Genomic DNA, 15,004 nt, shown 5'->3' on the forward strand with positions numbered 1-15,004 from the left:
ATATTAGATTAACGTCATGTTTGTTGTTTCGTAGACTGAAAGGTTAGCGGATAATAAAGGAGATATAATGATTCAAATAACCGTTGTACAAATTGATAATTACGGCCCATGGACAGTTACCCCCAATCCAAGAAGGGAAAGCGATTTGCAAGCACTCCAATCGAGACTATACTGCGACATGAATTTGCAGTTTGGCGCACATAAAGGTCTTGCATTTTACACGAGATTCGACAATATTATTGCGATAACGAATGGAATAGACCTTGAAACCCATAGAAGAATACAAAATAGTATAAAAAATAGGTACCCCTTTACGGTAAGTATGGCGATAGCTTCAGCAGAAACCCCGTATGATGCACAAAAACTGGCTACCGAAAAATTACAGGAGTATGGCAGTGCTCAAGATGAAGTAAGAAAAGAAGTCTTAGATATTGCTAACGAATTTGTTTCAAATGGGTACGTTCAGTTAGCACATGTTGATATAAATGATATAACTGGCACATTAACTGATCTTGAAACTGCATATGATACTTACCTTTCAGTTCAGATGACTAAACTTAAATTAATGGAAGAATTGAAGAAATACAATTCAATGGGCTTTTTTATTGGGGGGGACAACTTTATGTGTCCTTGTAATGGCATGAATGAAAAAGATTTCCAGTGCATGTTTGAAGATATAATGGAATCATCAGGAATAGAGCTTAAAGCAGGAATTGGAATTGGAAAAACCGCAGAAGATGCTTCAAATCTTGCAGATATCGGACTTGAAATAATTCGGGAAGGAAAAACTGATCTTCAAGTATATAAGTTGAAACAGGCAACTGGGGAAACTAAAAGTTCACCTTATAATTACATGTGTCCTATCTAAAATTACTCTTTTTTCAGGGATTTTATGAAAAATTTAAACAAAATTTATAAGCTAGATAAAAAAATAGTTCTTGCACCAATGGCGGGAATTACTGATGGTGATTTTTGTAAAAATTATACTGATTTATTTGGAATTACTTGCATTGGAGCATTTAACCTTGATTCAAAAACCGATATTGCGAGTAAATCTATTTTAAAACGTGGAAGAAAGGAATTTATTTACGATTTAGAAGATTTAAGTGAAAAAATAGTTCTTGAAATTAAAAAAGCAAAGGAATCAAAATCACTAGTTTCAGTAAATGTGCGTTTTGATGACTTTTTAGCCGCCAAAAAAACACTCGTTCAAATTTCAAAATATGCTGATATCATTGAAATAAACTGCCACTGCAGACAGGAAGAGATTACAAACTTAAATTTAGGCCAAAATCTTTTAAAATTAGAGAATAATCTAAAATTAAAAGAAATTTTAACACAAATTGACAATTTAAATTTAAAAACCCCTATTTTTTTAAAAATAAGGGCAAATTTTGTAAATTTTGAAGAATTAACGGATTCATTAAATAATGTTAAAGACTACTTTGAGGGAATTCATATAGATTGTTTTAATCCAAAAAAAAATTATCCTGATTTAGACTACTTAAAAAAAGTTTGGGAAAACTTTAATGAAAAAATAATAATTGGAAATAATTCTGTAAATTCTATTGAAAGTGCTAAAAAAATGATTGAATATTGTGATTTTGTATCGGTTGCAAGAAGCGTAATTTCAAAAAATATTGAATGGATTTATGAATTTAATAAGTTAATGTCTGAAACTAAAAAATAGCAGAGTCTTAACTAGCAAAGTTTTGAAATTGCCCGAATTATATCTCCATCAGAAATTATTCCAACAAGCTTATTTTCGTTATTTACAACTGGTAATTGGTTTATTATTTCCTTACCATTTCCAAAAAGATCCATTTTTTTTAAAGCATCAACAAGCGATTCTTCAGAATTTACTGTAACAACGTTTTTTGTCATAACGTCTTTTATGGTTGTCTCTAAGGTGTATTCATCAATTATTAAGTTGTAGCCTATATCAGTAGTTGTTACAATACCTATTGTTTCGTTTTTTTCGTTTACAACAGGCAAGCAGCTAACCTTATTTTTTAAGAGGGCTTCAAAAGCTTCAACAACACCTGCGTCTGGTGAAACGGAAAACACATCACCTGTCATTATATCTTTAACAATTATTTCTTTGAGTTTGTTCATTTTATTCTCCTGTTGCCTTTAATAAATCCCAAAAGGTATTTAAATTAAATACTCATTTGTATATTAGATTTTAAATTTATTAAATGAACTATCGATTTTAAATCGAAAGCCTTATATATGTGTACCTTTTTCGAGGTATTTAAATTAATATTTTTAAAGGATAACTATGGAACGGGCAAAGCTTTCTCATAAAAATAAGGTTGCAAAAGGAATAGAGCTCTTTAGTACAATTGTACTGGATGAAGAAAATTACGACACATTTATCTGGACAAAAGAAATATTATCCGAAAAAGAAGTTCTAACTTGGAAAAAAACGATAGAAAACGAAATAATAATTGGAAAAAATATTTACAATATGGCAAGGCTTTCGAGGATTTCGGACGATTTTGAACTTATGAATTTAGCTTTAAAACATGGTGTAAATTGTTTTGATTCTTCAAACCCGAATAAATTTGAAGAAGTAAAAGAATATGCCAAAATTGGCCTTAACACCGTTAATGCAAAAATTCTAACGATAATGGGAACAAGTAGGCAATCTGGAAAATTTACTACTTGTATGGTATTAAAACGGGAACTTGAAAAAAAATTTAATATTGGGATTATTGGAACTGAACCCCAATCATTACTTTGTGGAATTGATGAAATGATAATTCCTCAAACAATAGAAACGTGTCATTCTGCATCTACCATATTTGGAGCTGTAAAAAAACTAGACTTGGAAAAAAAAGACTTAATTATCGTTTCTAGCCAGACCGGAATTTTTTCCGATAATTTAGAAGTTGGAACTGGGCGGGGCGGCGGATTAATAAGTATTACTGTTTTATTTGGTTCAAAACCGGATTTTACAATATTGGCATCAGATACTGATAATTTAGAAGTTATAAAAAAGAACATATCTGCAATAGAGCTTTTAAGCGGAAAACCAGTAATTGGAATTACCCTAAACCTAAAAAATAGGGAAAGTGAAAATTTAAAGAACTCAATTAAAAAATTGGAAAATGAGTTTAACCTTCCAGTATCTGACGTTTTAAAAGGAATAAATTTGGAAAAATTAATCGATTCAATAGTTACTAACATGGAAAGTTAACTAATGTAACTAAACATATCAAACTTAAATTATTAAAGTCTAAATTTATTAACTTTAAATAAATTTAAATAAAATTAATTTAAAAGCTGTTTTTCAAATTTTGAGAAAATTTTTTTGAGATTGCAATAAGTCCTAAAATTGGGGGGGCACCTACTGCATTAGGGATAACTGATGCATCACAAACATACAAGTTTTTAATTTCGGTTTCCAAGTTTTTATCAACAACTTTATCTAATGCACACGTGCCTCCTGGGTGAGACCCCCTTGGAATAGTAGAGTAAATATTTTCAAGCCCTAAATCGTAGAGATATTTTGAAGCTTTTATAACTCCTTCAGAGAGTTTTTGCGTATCATTCATTGTCATTTCTTTTATTACTGAATTTTCAAGAACTTCTCCGCTATTATCATCATTTATTTTGACCATAAGTCCAAAAACGTCTTTTTTATCAACTTTTTGAAATTTTGATATTCTACCGTACAAAAGTTCAGAGTAGTGAGGAGCAATTATGAAATCCTGATATTTTTTATGAACAATCATTTGTACGTCTGAATTTAAGTTACAGTCTTTTAAAATTCCTCCAACGGTTACAAACGTGTCTACAAATAAATTTTTCCCAACATGTTCATTTTTTGAGATTGTTTTTAAAATTCTAGGTGAATTAACTCCGCCTGCGGAAATTACAACTTTTTTAGATTCAAAGACTTTTATTTCCCCTGTTTTTTTATTAAGTCCAATTATTGAAAATACGTCCCCAACTTTTGATATTCTTAAAACTTCAATGTCTTTTAAAATGTCCCCTTTTAAATGCCTCATTTTTACCTGATTTTCAAAAGTTTTTAATATATTAAAAGGCGTCCACTTTGAGCTACATGGGACATGGGCACAAAGTCCGCATCGACTACACGTACTTTCGTCTATGAATTTTGGAGTCATTGAAAAATTCATTTCAAGGAGTTTTTTCAAATTTTCATTTAAAGAATCTTCAAAAATAACTGATACATTTAATTCACGTTCTATCTCATCGTAAATTTTATCCTTTTTTGATATTTTAAATTCCGGTAAATCTATTCTAACTGCATTTCCAACGGAAAACATTCCTGCACCGCCAAAAGAACTTGCATGAATAATTTCAACGTTTTTTCCTTCTGAAATATATTCTGGACTGTTTCCTTTTTCAATTAACCGTATTTTTTTTTCAGGAAATGATTTTTTTAATTCATTAAAAATCGTACTTCCGCAAATTCCTGACCCGATTATAATCACATCGTCCATATTTTCACCTAACTTCAAATGGCTTTAACCGATAATTATAAATCATAATATAAAATACTCATAGGATAGTTTATTTAAGACGTTTAGTAATTTAATTTTTTACATACTGTTTATGAAAATATTTTTATGGTGACCAATATGATTATAATCCCCGGCCCAAACTCGCAGAATATTTCTAAAGAAATATCAAAGCTTACAAATTCAGAACTTGCAAGGGTAGAAACAAAGCAATTTCCAGATGGTGAGCTATACGTTAGGATTCATAGTGATGTAACTGGAAAAGATGCAGTTATTATTGATACTCAAAACATGCAAAATGATTCAATAGTTAGGGCAATATTACTTTGTGAGGCTTTAAGGGAGGAAGGTGTAAATAGTATAACCTTAGTTTTACCGTATTTAGCATATGCTAGGCAGGACAAAAAATTCAACTACGGTGAACCAGTAAGCATAAAATCACTTGCAAAGGTTTATTCTAGTATTTGTGATAGAATTATTACGATAAATCCCCATGAATCCCATATAAAAGAGTTTTTTACTGTTCCGTTTATAAGTGGAAATGCAATTCCTAAACTGGCAGAGCATGCAGGTGTAAAATTGGAAAAACCACTGGTTTTATCTCCAGATAAAGGTGCCGTTGAATTAGCAAAAAGTGCTGCTGAAGTTTTAAACTGCGAATATGATTATCTTGAAAAAACGAGGCTTTCACCAACTGAAATAAAAATTGCACCAAAAAATTTAGATGTTAATGGAAAAGACGTTTTAATAGTAGATGATATTATTTCAACAGGCGGAACAATGGCAACTGCAATTTCAATGCTTATAGAACAAGGTGCAAGATGTGTAATTGCAGCTTGTGTTCATCCCGTATTAATTGGAGATGCAATAAATAAACTACACGTTGGAGGGGCTTTTGAAGTAGTTGGAACAAATACGTACCCTTCTGAAGTTTCAAAGGTTTGTGTATCTACTATTATTGCAGATATTTTGAATAAACAATAAATTTAAAAATTTTAACTATTTTTAATATTCAAATAAATTTAAAAATGAAAAATACACTTTAACTGATAAACTTAATTTATCGAATTTCCCAGTATAATGCATCCAAAAGTACTGCTACAGGATACTCCATATTTACTGAAAGTTCAGATGCATATTTTATCGTTTCAAATGCTTCTTCAGGAGTTTTTGGACAATAGTATGGAATTTCAACGGTTTCAAGGAGTTTTTTCGTCCATTGGCCCATCGGAATTTGTGCCGAAATTTTTTCCTTTAAATCTCCCCTATGACTTATTATGAATACCATCGGAATTTTGTAAACCTTTAAAAGGGAGCCTATCGCATTTATCGAATTTCCAAGACCTGAATTTTGCATTAAAATTGCAGTTTTTTTACCTGCAAGGTATGCTCCCGCACAAACTCCAATCCCTTCTTCTTCACGAGTTACAGGTATATGCTGAATATTTTTATCTTCATCAAGATAATTTAAAACATCTTTTAAATTTGCACAAGGCACACTAGTTACGAAATCTATCTTTGATTCTACTAGTCCATTAAATACGGCTTTACTTGGGCCCATAACATTCCACCTATCCAATTTATGTATGAAATATTTAAATAATAATGGTGATTGATTTGAAAATTTATATTGAAGGATACGGCTGTACTTTAAATACTGCCGATACCGAAATAATAAAAAATTCAATTAAGGAATTTCAAAATTTTGAAATAACAACTGATTTAAATGATTCTGATATTATTGTGGTAAATACCTGTATTGTGCGGCAAGAAACAGAGCACCGGATGATTTCACGAATAGAGTATTTCAAATCATTGAATAAAAAAGTTGTTGTAGCAGGATGCATGGCAAAAGCCCTTCCCAAAAAAATTGAATATTTTTCTGACTGCATGGTGCTTCCAAGGGAGGCCCAAAACTCTGGAAACATCCTATTTAAGAAATTTATCGAAAACAAAGAAAAAACAAATTTTGAAAACAATTTAAGTGAAAAACTAAATAAATTAAGTTCTAAAGGTTTAATTTCTCCAATGCCTATTTCAGAAGGATGTCTTGGAAACTGTAGTTATTGTATTGTAAAAAAAGCAAGGGGAACTTTAGAATCATACGACCGCAAATTAATTGTAAAAAAGGCGATGGAATTTATAAATTCCGGTACAAAATGTCTTCTTATAACCGCACAGGATACTGCATGTTATGGATATGATAATAACGATAATCTTTCAAATTTGATAGATGATATTTCGGAAATTCCAGAAAAATTTGCAATGAGAATTGGAATGATGCATGCTAAATTTGCAGAGCCAATTCTTGATGAATTAGTAGAATCTTTTAAATCCGAAAAAGTAGTGAAATTTTTACATCTTCCAATTCAAAGTGGGGATAATCAAGTTTTAAAAGATATGGGTAGAAATTATACTGTAGATGAGTTTATTTCAGTATTAAACGAGTTTAAAAGAAAGATTAAAGATTTAAATTTTACAACCGATGTTATAGTTGGTTTTCCAAGTGAAACTGAAGATGCATTTAATAACACTCTTGAAGTCTTGAAAAAAATAAAACCTGATTTTACCCACGGTGCAAAATATTCTCAAAGAAAGTACACTAAAGCCGCACTTTTAAAACAGGTAGATACAAAAATTAGGAAGGAACGGTCTGAAATATTAAACGAACTTCGACGAGATTTGAGTTATGGGAATAACAAGCGACATATCGGCCAAACTTTTGAAATACTTGTAACAAAAAATAACATGGGAGTTACTGAAAATTCTAAAAACGTGATTTTTAAAGATAATGCAAAAATTGGGGAATTTAGAAAAGTAAAAATATCGGATGCAAATACTTTTGGACTTTTGGGTAAACTATTAGAATAACTCTTTTTATTTTTAATTTTTTAATAATCAATGCAATTTTAAACTTTTTTTCCAAAAACTATAAATATTGTTAAAATTTTATACGGAATATTAATTCCTTATTATTTAAAAAAAACAGGAATTATTTGTCCACATTTAATCTAAATATTTGGATATTAAACGATACTATCCCAGAGGCCAACAATGAGATCAGTAAATAGTATTAAAACTAAATAAAACTTCAATGTTTTAAAGAATGTTCAAGAAATTGCCCTAATTTCTGAAAAGCTTGCATCAGCCGCAGAAAAGTTAGAAGTTTCTACAGAAGAACAAAACTGTGCAGTTGGTGAAATAGATAATGTTTCAGAAGTAATTTCAAAAGTTTCTAGATCAATATCTGATAAAATCATGCAGTTTAGAATTTAAGGAAACTTTTTCATCATATTTTTAAAATATTTTATAAAAAGATAAACGATGGCCGATATATTAGTTATTATATTAGTTATTATTTTATTAAAGTTCCATTACTTAATATTTATAGTAACATTATTCTGGCTATTTTATGTAATTTAAGTAATATTAACGATATTAAAAAATTTTTACGTTAAAATGAACTACCTACATAACAATAAACATAAAAACAATATATAGTTAAAACGAGACATAATACCTTGGGAGATTATATAAGGTGACACAATGGCATTCGGTACAAAAAAAATTGGAACCAAACTTTTATTATTTTCAATAATAAGTGTTATAATCCCAATTGCAATACTTGGACTTGTTTCAATCAACACAATAACTGTAAACATGGAAGATCAGTCCAGTAACACATTGGATTCAAACATAAAAACCGCTGAATTAGTAATTGATTCAAGAATTACAGAATTAAAAACTATCGCAGAATATGCATCTTTTAGTCGCGATATGAGATATAACCTCAACGAAAAAAATGTACAAAATCTTGAAATTTACGCAGAAACACTAAAAAGTGCATCAAATGCAGATGTGGTGTTATTTACAGATAATAATGGTAAAACAATTGCATCTTCATCTGGAAGCAATATATTTTTAGATGCTACTGTTTTAAAAGTTTCAAAATCTGCTTCAAAATCTGGTTTTGAAATTATACCAAATGAAGAGGCTTCAAAATTTAGTGACTCTACAATTAGTGGTGTAAATAAAGCACTTACAATTACTGTTGCATATCCAGTATATGATGGTTCAGGAACAATTGGAAATGTAGTTTTTGTAGATGTTATTAATAATGACCATTTCATAGTAGATTTGGTCAAAAAGACAACTGGTGATGAATCAACTATATTTTTAGATAAATACAGAATTTCAACGAGTGTAGTTTCAAACGGCCAAAGGGCAGTTGGAACAACTGCTTCAGACGGAGTATATAACGAAGTTGTAAGGCAAGGTAATGATTATAGTGGAACTGCAGTTGTTGTGGGTCAAAACTTCTTAACTAGATATGAATCACTAAAAGATTCTAATGGAAATACTATTGGAATGCTCTTTGTTGGAACTCCTGAAGCACCTTTTGTATCGTTAGTCAACAGTGCAAGACTTAATACAATAGTAATTGCAATTATAGGTCTTTTAATTGCAATTGGAATTTCTTTAGTATCCTCAAAAAGTATAACAAAGCCAATTAAAAAGCTTGAAGAAGGTACAGAAAAATTCGGAAATGGGGATTATGATCACGTAATAGATGTTAAAAGTGGCGATGAATTAGAGGATTTAGCAAATTCATTTAATAAAATGGCCGAAAATATCAAAGAATTATATAATACTCTTGATATGGATAAGGTAAAACTTGCAGGAACCTTAAAAGAAATATCCAATGTAATGGGAAAACTTTCTGAAGGGGACTTTTCAGTAAGGGCCGATGAAAATAAAGAACAAAATGGCCTTCAAAAGACAATAAACCATGCAATAAAGAATGTTTCAATAATGGTAAATAGTTTAAAATCGGAAATACAAAGATTAAATAGTGAACTTGGCGAAGTAAACGATGGATTAAAACGCGCTAAAGAAACATCTGAACAGGTAACTGATGCTGCAAATCAGGTTGCAACTGCTGCTGCAGACCAATCTGCAAAATTACAGGATATTGCAGATGAACTTGAAAAAACTGCAGGTGCTGCAGAAAAAGTATATGAAGATGCTGAAAAAAGCGTTAATTCATCGATTGAAGTAAAAGAAAACTCCGATATAGGGGTTAAAAAAGTAGAAAATGCAATTTCAACAATGCAAGAAATCACAAATGTAATTGAAAATTTAGGAAAAGCAATACAAGAACTTGGGGATGAATCTAAAAAAATCAACGAAGTTACAACATTGATTAAGGACGTTGCAGAACAAACTGGACTTTTAGCACTAAATGCTTCAATTGAAGCAGCAAGGGCGGGAGAAGCTGGAAAAGGTTTCGCAGTTGTTGCAAGTGAAATTAAGTCGTTAGCAGAAGAAATTAAAAAGTCTGTAAATGATATTAATAGGACAATTAAAGGGATTAACAGTAAAATCGACACAACAATCGATTTAGGGCTTTCTGGAAAAGATGAAGTTGATAAAGGAGTTATTGCAATAGATGAAGTAAATAGTGCATTCTTAAAAATAAAAGAAAGTGTTGAATTATCATCAAAAATGATAACTCAAATTAAAGAAAATGCAAAAGATGCATCAAACAGCACACAGTCTGCACTGAAAAATGTTCAAGATATTGCATCAATTTCAGAAGAATTCGCAGCAACCGCAGAAGAATTAACTGCATCTTCTGAAGAACAAAATAGTGTTGTAGAAGAAATTGGAAATTCTGCTGAAAAGATGATGAATATTTCAAAAAATCTTTCAAAAGACGCTGAAAAATTCAAAATAGAATAAATTCCTATTTTTTTATTTTAATTTTATTTTACTTTTAAAAAAGATTTTTAACCCGATAAAAAATTAAAAATTTAAAAGAGTTACGGTTATCTAAATATTGGCTGTACTGAACACTTCATTGGAAGTGGAAGTGGCCTATTGGGTGATCCTTTAATTTCAGAAGTTACTTTTTCAATCAGTTCTCCAACAGTTAAAGATTCTTTTTTGGGCTGTTTTATTGAAGATTCTTCTCTTAATGTAACAGTTAACTTTTTACTTTCCATTTCATTATCTCCAATTACAACGACGTAATTTACCCAATCTGTTCCTGCATTTCTTATTTTTTTACCCATGCTGTCTTCCCTATCGTCAAAGTCTGTCCTGATACCGGATTCTCTTAATTTATTCACTACTTCAAGAGCAAATTCTTCATTTCTTTCGGAAACTGGAATAACTCTTGCCTGAATTGGGGTTAACCATGTAGGAAGTGCAGGTGGTTTATCTTCTAAAGTTTTAATATACGCATTTTCCAAAAGGCCGCATAACACTCTTTCAATACTTCCTGTTGGGGAACAGTGTAGTATTATTGGGTGAATTGTTTTGTCGCCATCATGAACCGTAATTCCAAATCTTTGTGCACTCTCAACGTCAATTTGAACGGTTGGATTTTCAATTGGCCTACCGAAACTATCAACAACTGCCATATCAACTTTTCCGACCCAATAATGCTTTCTACCCGGTAAAATTTCTAGAATTGCATCTTTTCCGTATTTTAGTTTATATTCTTTCGCCATTTTGAAGAACCATTCTTTATTTTCTTCAAAGAACTCATTTGTAAATCTAAATATGATAGAGTATGGGGTTTTAAAGTCATCTCCTGTTTTTAATCCCATCCAAAACTGGTTTTCAAATGCTTCCATGGCCTGATTCATGTCGATACATACCGTATGCATGTCAGGCATTGTAAATCCTCTTAGTCTTTTTAGACCAACTAACTCCCCCCTCTGTTCGTACCTAAAACTGTATGTTGAAAGTTCATACAATTTTAAAGGAAGATGTTTTGGAAGAAGGTACATGTCTTTTTTCATCATGAACTGTCCAAAACATGCCGCAAATCTTAACATTAAGTCCTTATTTCCTTGCCTAAACCGGTATTGTCTTTCTCCAAATTTATCTGCATGTTCCCTAATTGCATTATTTTGAAGGTCGTACATAACAGGTGTTTCAACAGGCATTCCGCCATTTTCTACAACAAGGTTATAAACGTAATCAGAGAGCAAATCTCTTATTAATTTTCCTTTAGGATACCATCTAAAGTGACCCGCATCAGAACTAGGTTCATAATCACAAATTTCTTTTTCTTTAATGTATTTTACATGAGGGGGTTCCCCATTTTCTTTTCCTTCTTCTTTAATATCGAGTTCGTGTTTTAAAAGTGCTAAAAGTCCTTTATCTTTTAGTTTAGAGAGTAATTCATCATTTACTTCGGTAAGTTCTGAATTTTCCCCATTTATTATGTAAAATTTTGAAACAACCTTTTCCTTTTTCTCCTTTTCAATCCTTTCAGTACCGATCTTTCTTGAAAGTTCACTTAATGGATGGCCTTTACAGCTAATTTTAAATGATTTATACCATCCAAATGGGGCCCTAAGTACTTCAAAAGAGCTTGAAAGTTCCTTTTCAATTCCTTTTAAAATTTCTTTTGCAGTTTCTGGGGATCCTAAATCACTTGAAAGGTGCGCATAAGGATAAACTACAATGTTTTTAACATTCAAGTTTCCAGCAGTTTTTATTATTTCAAAAACTGCATTTTTAATTACTGCAACAGGGTCAGACTCGTCTTCCTTTTCAACGGCAATAAAAACGGTTAAACATTCATCCATTTTTCCGTTTAAAATTTCTGCATCCTCTGCAATTTTGGTTTTTTCTTTAGCAGTAAATTCCAAATAATCAGAATGTATAAGTAGTGTTTTCATTATTTCCCTCTATATTTAATTCTTGTATTAAACTCTTTTATCAAACTATATCGAATTAAAAATTACATAAATTCTACATAAATATATATGTTTAATAAGGATACACAATATAAAAAATTAATTACTATTTGAATTTTGGCATATCTTTTTTAAACAGATGTTTATTTTTATTTATTGAAAGTATGGTGACTTTTATGGGCAATTCTAATGAATTAATATGTATCGGGCTTGAAGGGACTGCTGAAAAGACGGGAGTTGGAGTTATTACTTCAAATGGGGAAGTTTTATTTAATAAAACTGTGATATATACGCCTAAAATACAGGGAATTCATCCAAGGGAGGCTGCAGATCACCACGCAGAAACTTTTATTAAATTATTAAATGAAGTTTCAGGAGTAATTCCTCTTGATAAAATTGATTTAGTTTCATTTTCACAAGGTCCCGGTTTAGGGCCAAGTTTGAGGGTTACTGCAACAACAGGCAGGGCATTAGCTCTTTCTCTAAAAAAACCAATAATCGGAGTTAACCACTGCGTTTCACACGTTGAAATAGGTAAACTTAAAACAGATGCATTAGACCCCCTAACACTTTATGTAAGTGGGGGAAACACCCAAGTTTTAGCATATACGGGTAAAAAATATCGTGTAATAGGGGAAACACTCGATATTGCAATAGGTAACTGTCTTGATCAGTTTGCAAGATACTGCAATCTTTCACATCCCGGTGGAGTTTTTGTTGAACAATACGCCAAAGAAGGAAAAAAATTTTTAAAACTTCCTTATACGGTAAAAGGAATGGACATTTCATTTTCAGGCTTATTAACGGCTTCAATGAAAAAATATGATTCAAATGAAAAAATTGAAGATGTATGTTATTCATTACAGGAAACGGCATTTTCAATGCTTACTGAAATTACTGAAAGGGCCCTTTCACACACTAATAAGCCAGAAATAATGCTTGTTGGAGGAGTTGCTGCAAACGACCGTTTGAAAGAAATGTTAGAAATAATGTGCAATGAACAAAATGTTGATTTTTACGTTCCAGAAAAGCAATTTTGTGGAGATAACGGTGCAATGATTGCATGGCTTGGAATACTACAATATATTAATGGAAAAAGAATGGATATTTTGGATACAAAAACAATTCCCCATTTTAGGACCGATATGGTTGACGTAAACTGGGTCGTTAAATCTACTGAAAATGAATTAGATATTCTAAATAAAAAAAGGCAAATACCACGGCATTTGATTGGAAAAGGTGCAGAAGCAGACATTTTAAAAGGAAGATACCTTGAATGGGAATCTATCACTAAAGAAAGGATTAAAAAAGGATACCGCACAGCGGAACTTGATGAAATGATAAGAACGAGAAGAACTGTAAAGGAAGCAAGATTTTTATCAATTATCAAGGATTTTAGTGTAAATTCACCTCATATCTTTGATATTGATATAGAAAACAAAAAAATTACAATGGAATATATTCATGGAAAACTTTTAAAAGACTTAATTGAGGAAGGTAATTTAGAATTTTGTAAAAGTATTGGAGAACTTATTGGAAAAATGCACGAAGGAAAAATTATACATAACGATTTAACTACGTCTAATTTTATAGTTAATACTGATGCATACATGATTGATTTTGGACTTGGAAAGTATTCTGATTTAATTGAAGATAAAGCAATAGATTTGATAGTTTTAAAAAAATCAATAATGAGTATTCATTACGATAAATTTGGGGAAATATGGGATAAAATCATCGAAGGATATTCTAAATACGGCCACTCAGAGCTGGTTTTACAGTATATAAAAGAGGTAGAAAAAAGGGGAAGATATTTATAATTTAATAAAATTGCTAAAATAATACTTTTAAAATACATTTTAATTTTAGAAATTTTAATTTTCATTTAAATATTGTCACAAAGTTAATTTATCAGTTAATTTTTAATTAGTTTCTTAGGTACCAATATATATGTTAAAACCTAATTTAACATAGTTTTAAATGTTTTTAAATGCCTAGAACTTTCCTACTTTACGTAAAGTAGGATTATAAAAAAAGGTGAATACAATGCTTATAATTCCCGCAGTTGATATGAAAAATAAAAAGTGCGTGCAACTTATACAGGGAAATCCTGATAAAAAACACGTGGAACTTGATAATCCTCCTGAAATTGCAAAAAAATGGGTTGAACAAGGTGCTGAAATGCTTCATCTTGTTGACCTCGATGGTGCAATAAATGGAAAGCGTGTAAACGACGAATTTATTGAAGAAATAATCAAAAATTCAGGAGTTCCCGTTCAAATTGGTGGGGGGATAAGGAGCGTTTCAGATGCACTTTATTTTATTGAAAAGGGTGCAGAAAAAGTGATACTTGGAACAGTTGCAATTCAAAATCCTAAAATCGTTCGTGAAATCTCCAGTATTGTGGGAAAGGAAAAAGTAACAGTTGCACTCGATGCAAAAGACGGTAAAGTATTAATAAAAGGTTGGACTGAAAAAACGGACTATAGTCCAGTTCAAATTGGAAAAATACTTGAAAATATGGGTGCAGGAAGTATTTTATTTACAAATGTAGATAGTGAAGGACTACTTGAAGGTATTAATGTTTTACCAACAAAAGAACTTGTTGATAATCTAAACATTCCAATAATTGCCTCAGGCGGAGTTACAACCGTTGAAGACCTCTTAAAATTTAAAGAAATCGGAGTTTATGCAGTTGTAGTTGGTTCAGCACTTTATAAAGATATGATAAACTTAAAAGATGCAATTTTAGCATCGAAATAGTAGCGTCAAAAATAATATAATATTCTGGTGATT

General features: G+C 30.9%; 13 protein-coding genes. 8 read left to right on the forward strand and 5 right to left on the reverse strand.

What is annotated here, in order from left to right:
• Nucleotides 1-67: 67 nt before the first annotated feature.
• On the forward strand, nucleotides 68-868 hold the full coding sequence (locus MEVAN_RS07200) for a GTP cyclohydrolase III (protein WP_012066204.1): 801 nt from the start codon (nucleotides 68-70) through the stop codon (nucleotides 866-868).
• Nucleotides 869-892: 24 nt separating this feature from the next.
• Nucleotides 893-1,690: an MJ0144 family RNA dihydrouridine synthase-like protein gene (locus MEVAN_RS07205; RefSeq protein WP_012066205.1), complete on the forward strand. Its 798-nt coding sequence runs from the start codon at nucleotides 893-895 to the stop codon at nucleotides 1,688-1,690.
• A gap of 11 nt (nucleotides 1,691-1,701) precedes the next feature.
• On the opposite strand, the gene MEVAN_RS07210 is transcribed toward MEVAN_RS07205, so the two are convergent.
• Nucleotides 1,702-2,115 (reverse strand): CBS domain-containing protein, encoded by a 414-nt coding sequence (locus MEVAN_RS07210; RefSeq protein WP_012066206.1) that lies wholly within the window; start codon nucleotides 2,113-2,115, stop codon nucleotides 1,702-1,704.
• 166 nt (nucleotides 2,116-2,281) lie between these two features.
• On the opposite strand from MEVAN_RS07210, the gene MEVAN_RS07215 reads away from it, so the two are divergent.
• The gene (locus MEVAN_RS07215) at nucleotides 2,282-3,202 is read left to right on the forward strand and encodes a DUF1611 domain-containing protein (protein ID WP_012066207.1); all 921 of its coding nucleotides are present in this window, start codon (nucleotides 2,282-2,284) and stop codon (nucleotides 3,200-3,202) included.
• A gap of 79 nt (nucleotides 3,203-3,281) precedes the next feature.
• On the opposite strand, the gene MEVAN_RS07220 is transcribed toward MEVAN_RS07215, so the two are convergent.
• Nucleotides 3,282-4,475, reverse strand: coding sequence for a GMC oxidoreductase (locus MEVAN_RS07220; protein WP_012066208.1), 1,194 nt, complete (start codon nucleotides 4,473-4,475; stop codon nucleotides 3,282-3,284).
• Nucleotides 4,476-4,613: 138 nt separating this feature from the next.
• Here MEVAN_RS07220 and MEVAN_RS07225 point away from each other — a divergent pair, with 138 nt between their 5' ends.
• Complete coding sequence (locus tag MEVAN_RS07225) at nucleotides 4,614-5,477, forward strand: ribose-phosphate diphosphokinase (protein WP_012066209.1); 864 nt, start codon at nucleotides 4,614-4,616, stop codon at nucleotides 5,475-5,477.
• A gap of 76 nt (nucleotides 5,478-5,553) precedes the next feature.
• Here the strand turns inward: MEVAN_RS07225 and comD are convergent, their stop codons facing one another.
• A complete protein-coding gene (gene comD, locus MEVAN_RS07230) occupies nucleotides 5,554-6,054 on the reverse strand; it encodes a sulfopyruvate decarboxylase subunit alpha (protein ID WP_012066210.1) in 501 nt (166 codons plus the stop codon).
• A gap of 56 nt (nucleotides 6,055-6,110) precedes the next feature.
• Here comD and MEVAN_RS07235 point away from each other — a divergent pair, with 56 nt between their 5' ends.
• Nucleotides 6,111-7,364, forward strand: coding sequence for a tRNA (N(6)-L-threonylcarbamoyladenosine(37)-C(2))-methylthiotransferase (locus MEVAN_RS07235; protein ID WP_048059173.1), 1,254 nt, complete (start codon nucleotides 6,111-6,113; stop codon nucleotides 7,362-7,364).
• Between the two features lie 239 nt (nucleotides 7,365-7,603).
• Here MEVAN_RS07235 and MEVAN_RS08935 read toward each other — a convergent pair whose 3' ends face one another.
• Nucleotides 7,604-7,753 (reverse strand): hypothetical protein, encoded by a 150-nt coding sequence (locus MEVAN_RS08935; RefSeq protein ID WP_156769207.1) that lies wholly within the window; start codon nucleotides 7,751-7,753, stop codon nucleotides 7,604-7,606.
• Nucleotides 7,754-8,039: 286 nt separating this feature from the next.
• On the opposite strand from MEVAN_RS08935, the gene MEVAN_RS07240 reads away from it, so the two are divergent.
• Nucleotides 8,040-10,235 (forward strand): methyl-accepting chemotaxis protein, encoded by a 2,196-nt coding sequence (locus tag MEVAN_RS07240; RefSeq protein ID WP_012066212.1) that lies wholly within the window; start codon nucleotides 8,040-8,042, stop codon nucleotides 10,233-10,235.
• An 86-nt stretch (nucleotides 10,236-10,321) separates the two neighbouring features.
• Here MEVAN_RS07240 and MEVAN_RS07245 read toward each other — a convergent pair whose 3' ends face one another.
• Nucleotides 10,322-12,190 carry a threonine--tRNA ligase gene (locus MEVAN_RS07245; RefSeq protein ID WP_012066213.1) on the reverse strand — a complete coding sequence of 623 codons (1,869 nt, stop codon included), beginning with the start codon at nucleotides 12,188-12,190 and terminating at the stop codon, nucleotides 10,322-10,324.
• Between the two features lie 194 nt (nucleotides 12,191-12,384).
• On the opposite strand from MEVAN_RS07245, the gene MEVAN_RS07250 reads away from it, so the two are divergent.
• Both MEVAN_RS07250 and hisA read left to right on the forward strand, forming a co-directional pair.
• A complete protein-coding gene (locus MEVAN_RS07250; protein WP_012066214.1) occupies nucleotides 12,385-14,028 on the forward strand; it encodes a bifunctional N(6)-L-threonylcarbamoyladenine synthase/serine/threonine protein kinase in 1,644 nt (547 codons plus the stop codon).
• A 226-nt stretch (nucleotides 14,029-14,254) separates the two neighbouring features.
• Entirely contained in the window at nucleotides 14,255-14,971 is a 717-nt protein-coding gene (gene hisA, locus MEVAN_RS07255; protein WP_012066215.1) for a 1-(5-phosphoribosyl)-5-[(5-phosphoribosylamino)methylideneamino]imidazole-4-carboxamide isomerase, read from the forward strand.
• The last annotated feature ends 33 nt before the right edge of the window (nucleotides 14,972-15,004 follow it).

The organism is Methanococcus vannielii SB, assembly GCF_000017165.1.
Lineage (GTDB): Archaea > AGJL01 > Methanococci > Methanococcales > Methanococcaceae > Methanococcus > Methanococcus vannielii.

Excerpts from the sequence above, each read along its gene's own strand:
- MEVAN_RS07245 (WP_012066213.1), bottom strand. The coding sequence starts at position 12,190 with ATGAAAACACTACTTATACATTCTGATTATTTGGAATTTACTGCTAAA.
- MEVAN_RS07250 (WP_012066214.1), top strand. The coding sequence starts at position 12,385 with ATGGGCAATTCTAATGAATTAATATGTATCGGGCTTGAAGGGACTGCT.
- MEVAN_RS07220 (WP_012066208.1), bottom strand. The coding sequence starts at position 4,475 with ATGGACGATGTGATTATAATCGGGTCAGGAATTTGCGGAAGTACGATT.
- comD (WP_012066210.1), bottom strand. The coding sequence starts at position 6,054 with ATGGGCCCAAGTAAAGCCGTATTTAATGGACTAGTAGAATCAAAGATA.
- MEVAN_RS07240 (WP_012066212.1), top strand. The coding sequence starts at position 8,040 with ATGGCATTCGGTACAAAAAAAATTGGAACCAAACTTTTATTATTTTCA.
- MEVAN_RS07205 (WP_012066205.1), top strand. The coding sequence starts at position 893 with ATGAAAAATTTAAACAAAATTTATAAGCTAGATAAAAAAATAGTTCTT.
- MEVAN_RS07215 (WP_012066207.1), top strand. The coding sequence starts at position 2,282 with ATGGAACGGGCAAAGCTTTCTCATAAAAATAAGGTTGCAAAAGGAATA.
- MEVAN_RS07210 (WP_012066206.1), bottom strand. The coding sequence starts at position 2,115 with ATGAACAAACTCAAAGAAATAATTGTTAAAGATATAATGACAGGTGAT.
- MEVAN_RS07200 (WP_012066204.1), top strand. The coding sequence starts at position 68 with ATGATTCAAATAACCGTTGTACAAATTGATAATTACGGCCCATGGACA.
- MEVAN_RS08935 (WP_156769207.1), bottom strand. The coding sequence starts at position 7,753 with ATGATTTTATCAGATATTGATCTAGAAACTTTTGAAATTACTTCTGAA.
- hisA (WP_012066215.1), top strand. The coding sequence starts at position 14,255 with ATGCTTATAATTCCCGCAGTTGATATGAAAAATAAAAAGTGCGTGCAA.
- MEVAN_RS07225 (WP_012066209.1), top strand. The coding sequence starts at position 4,614 with ATGATTATAATCCCCGGCCCAAACTCGCAGAATATTTCTAAAGAAATA.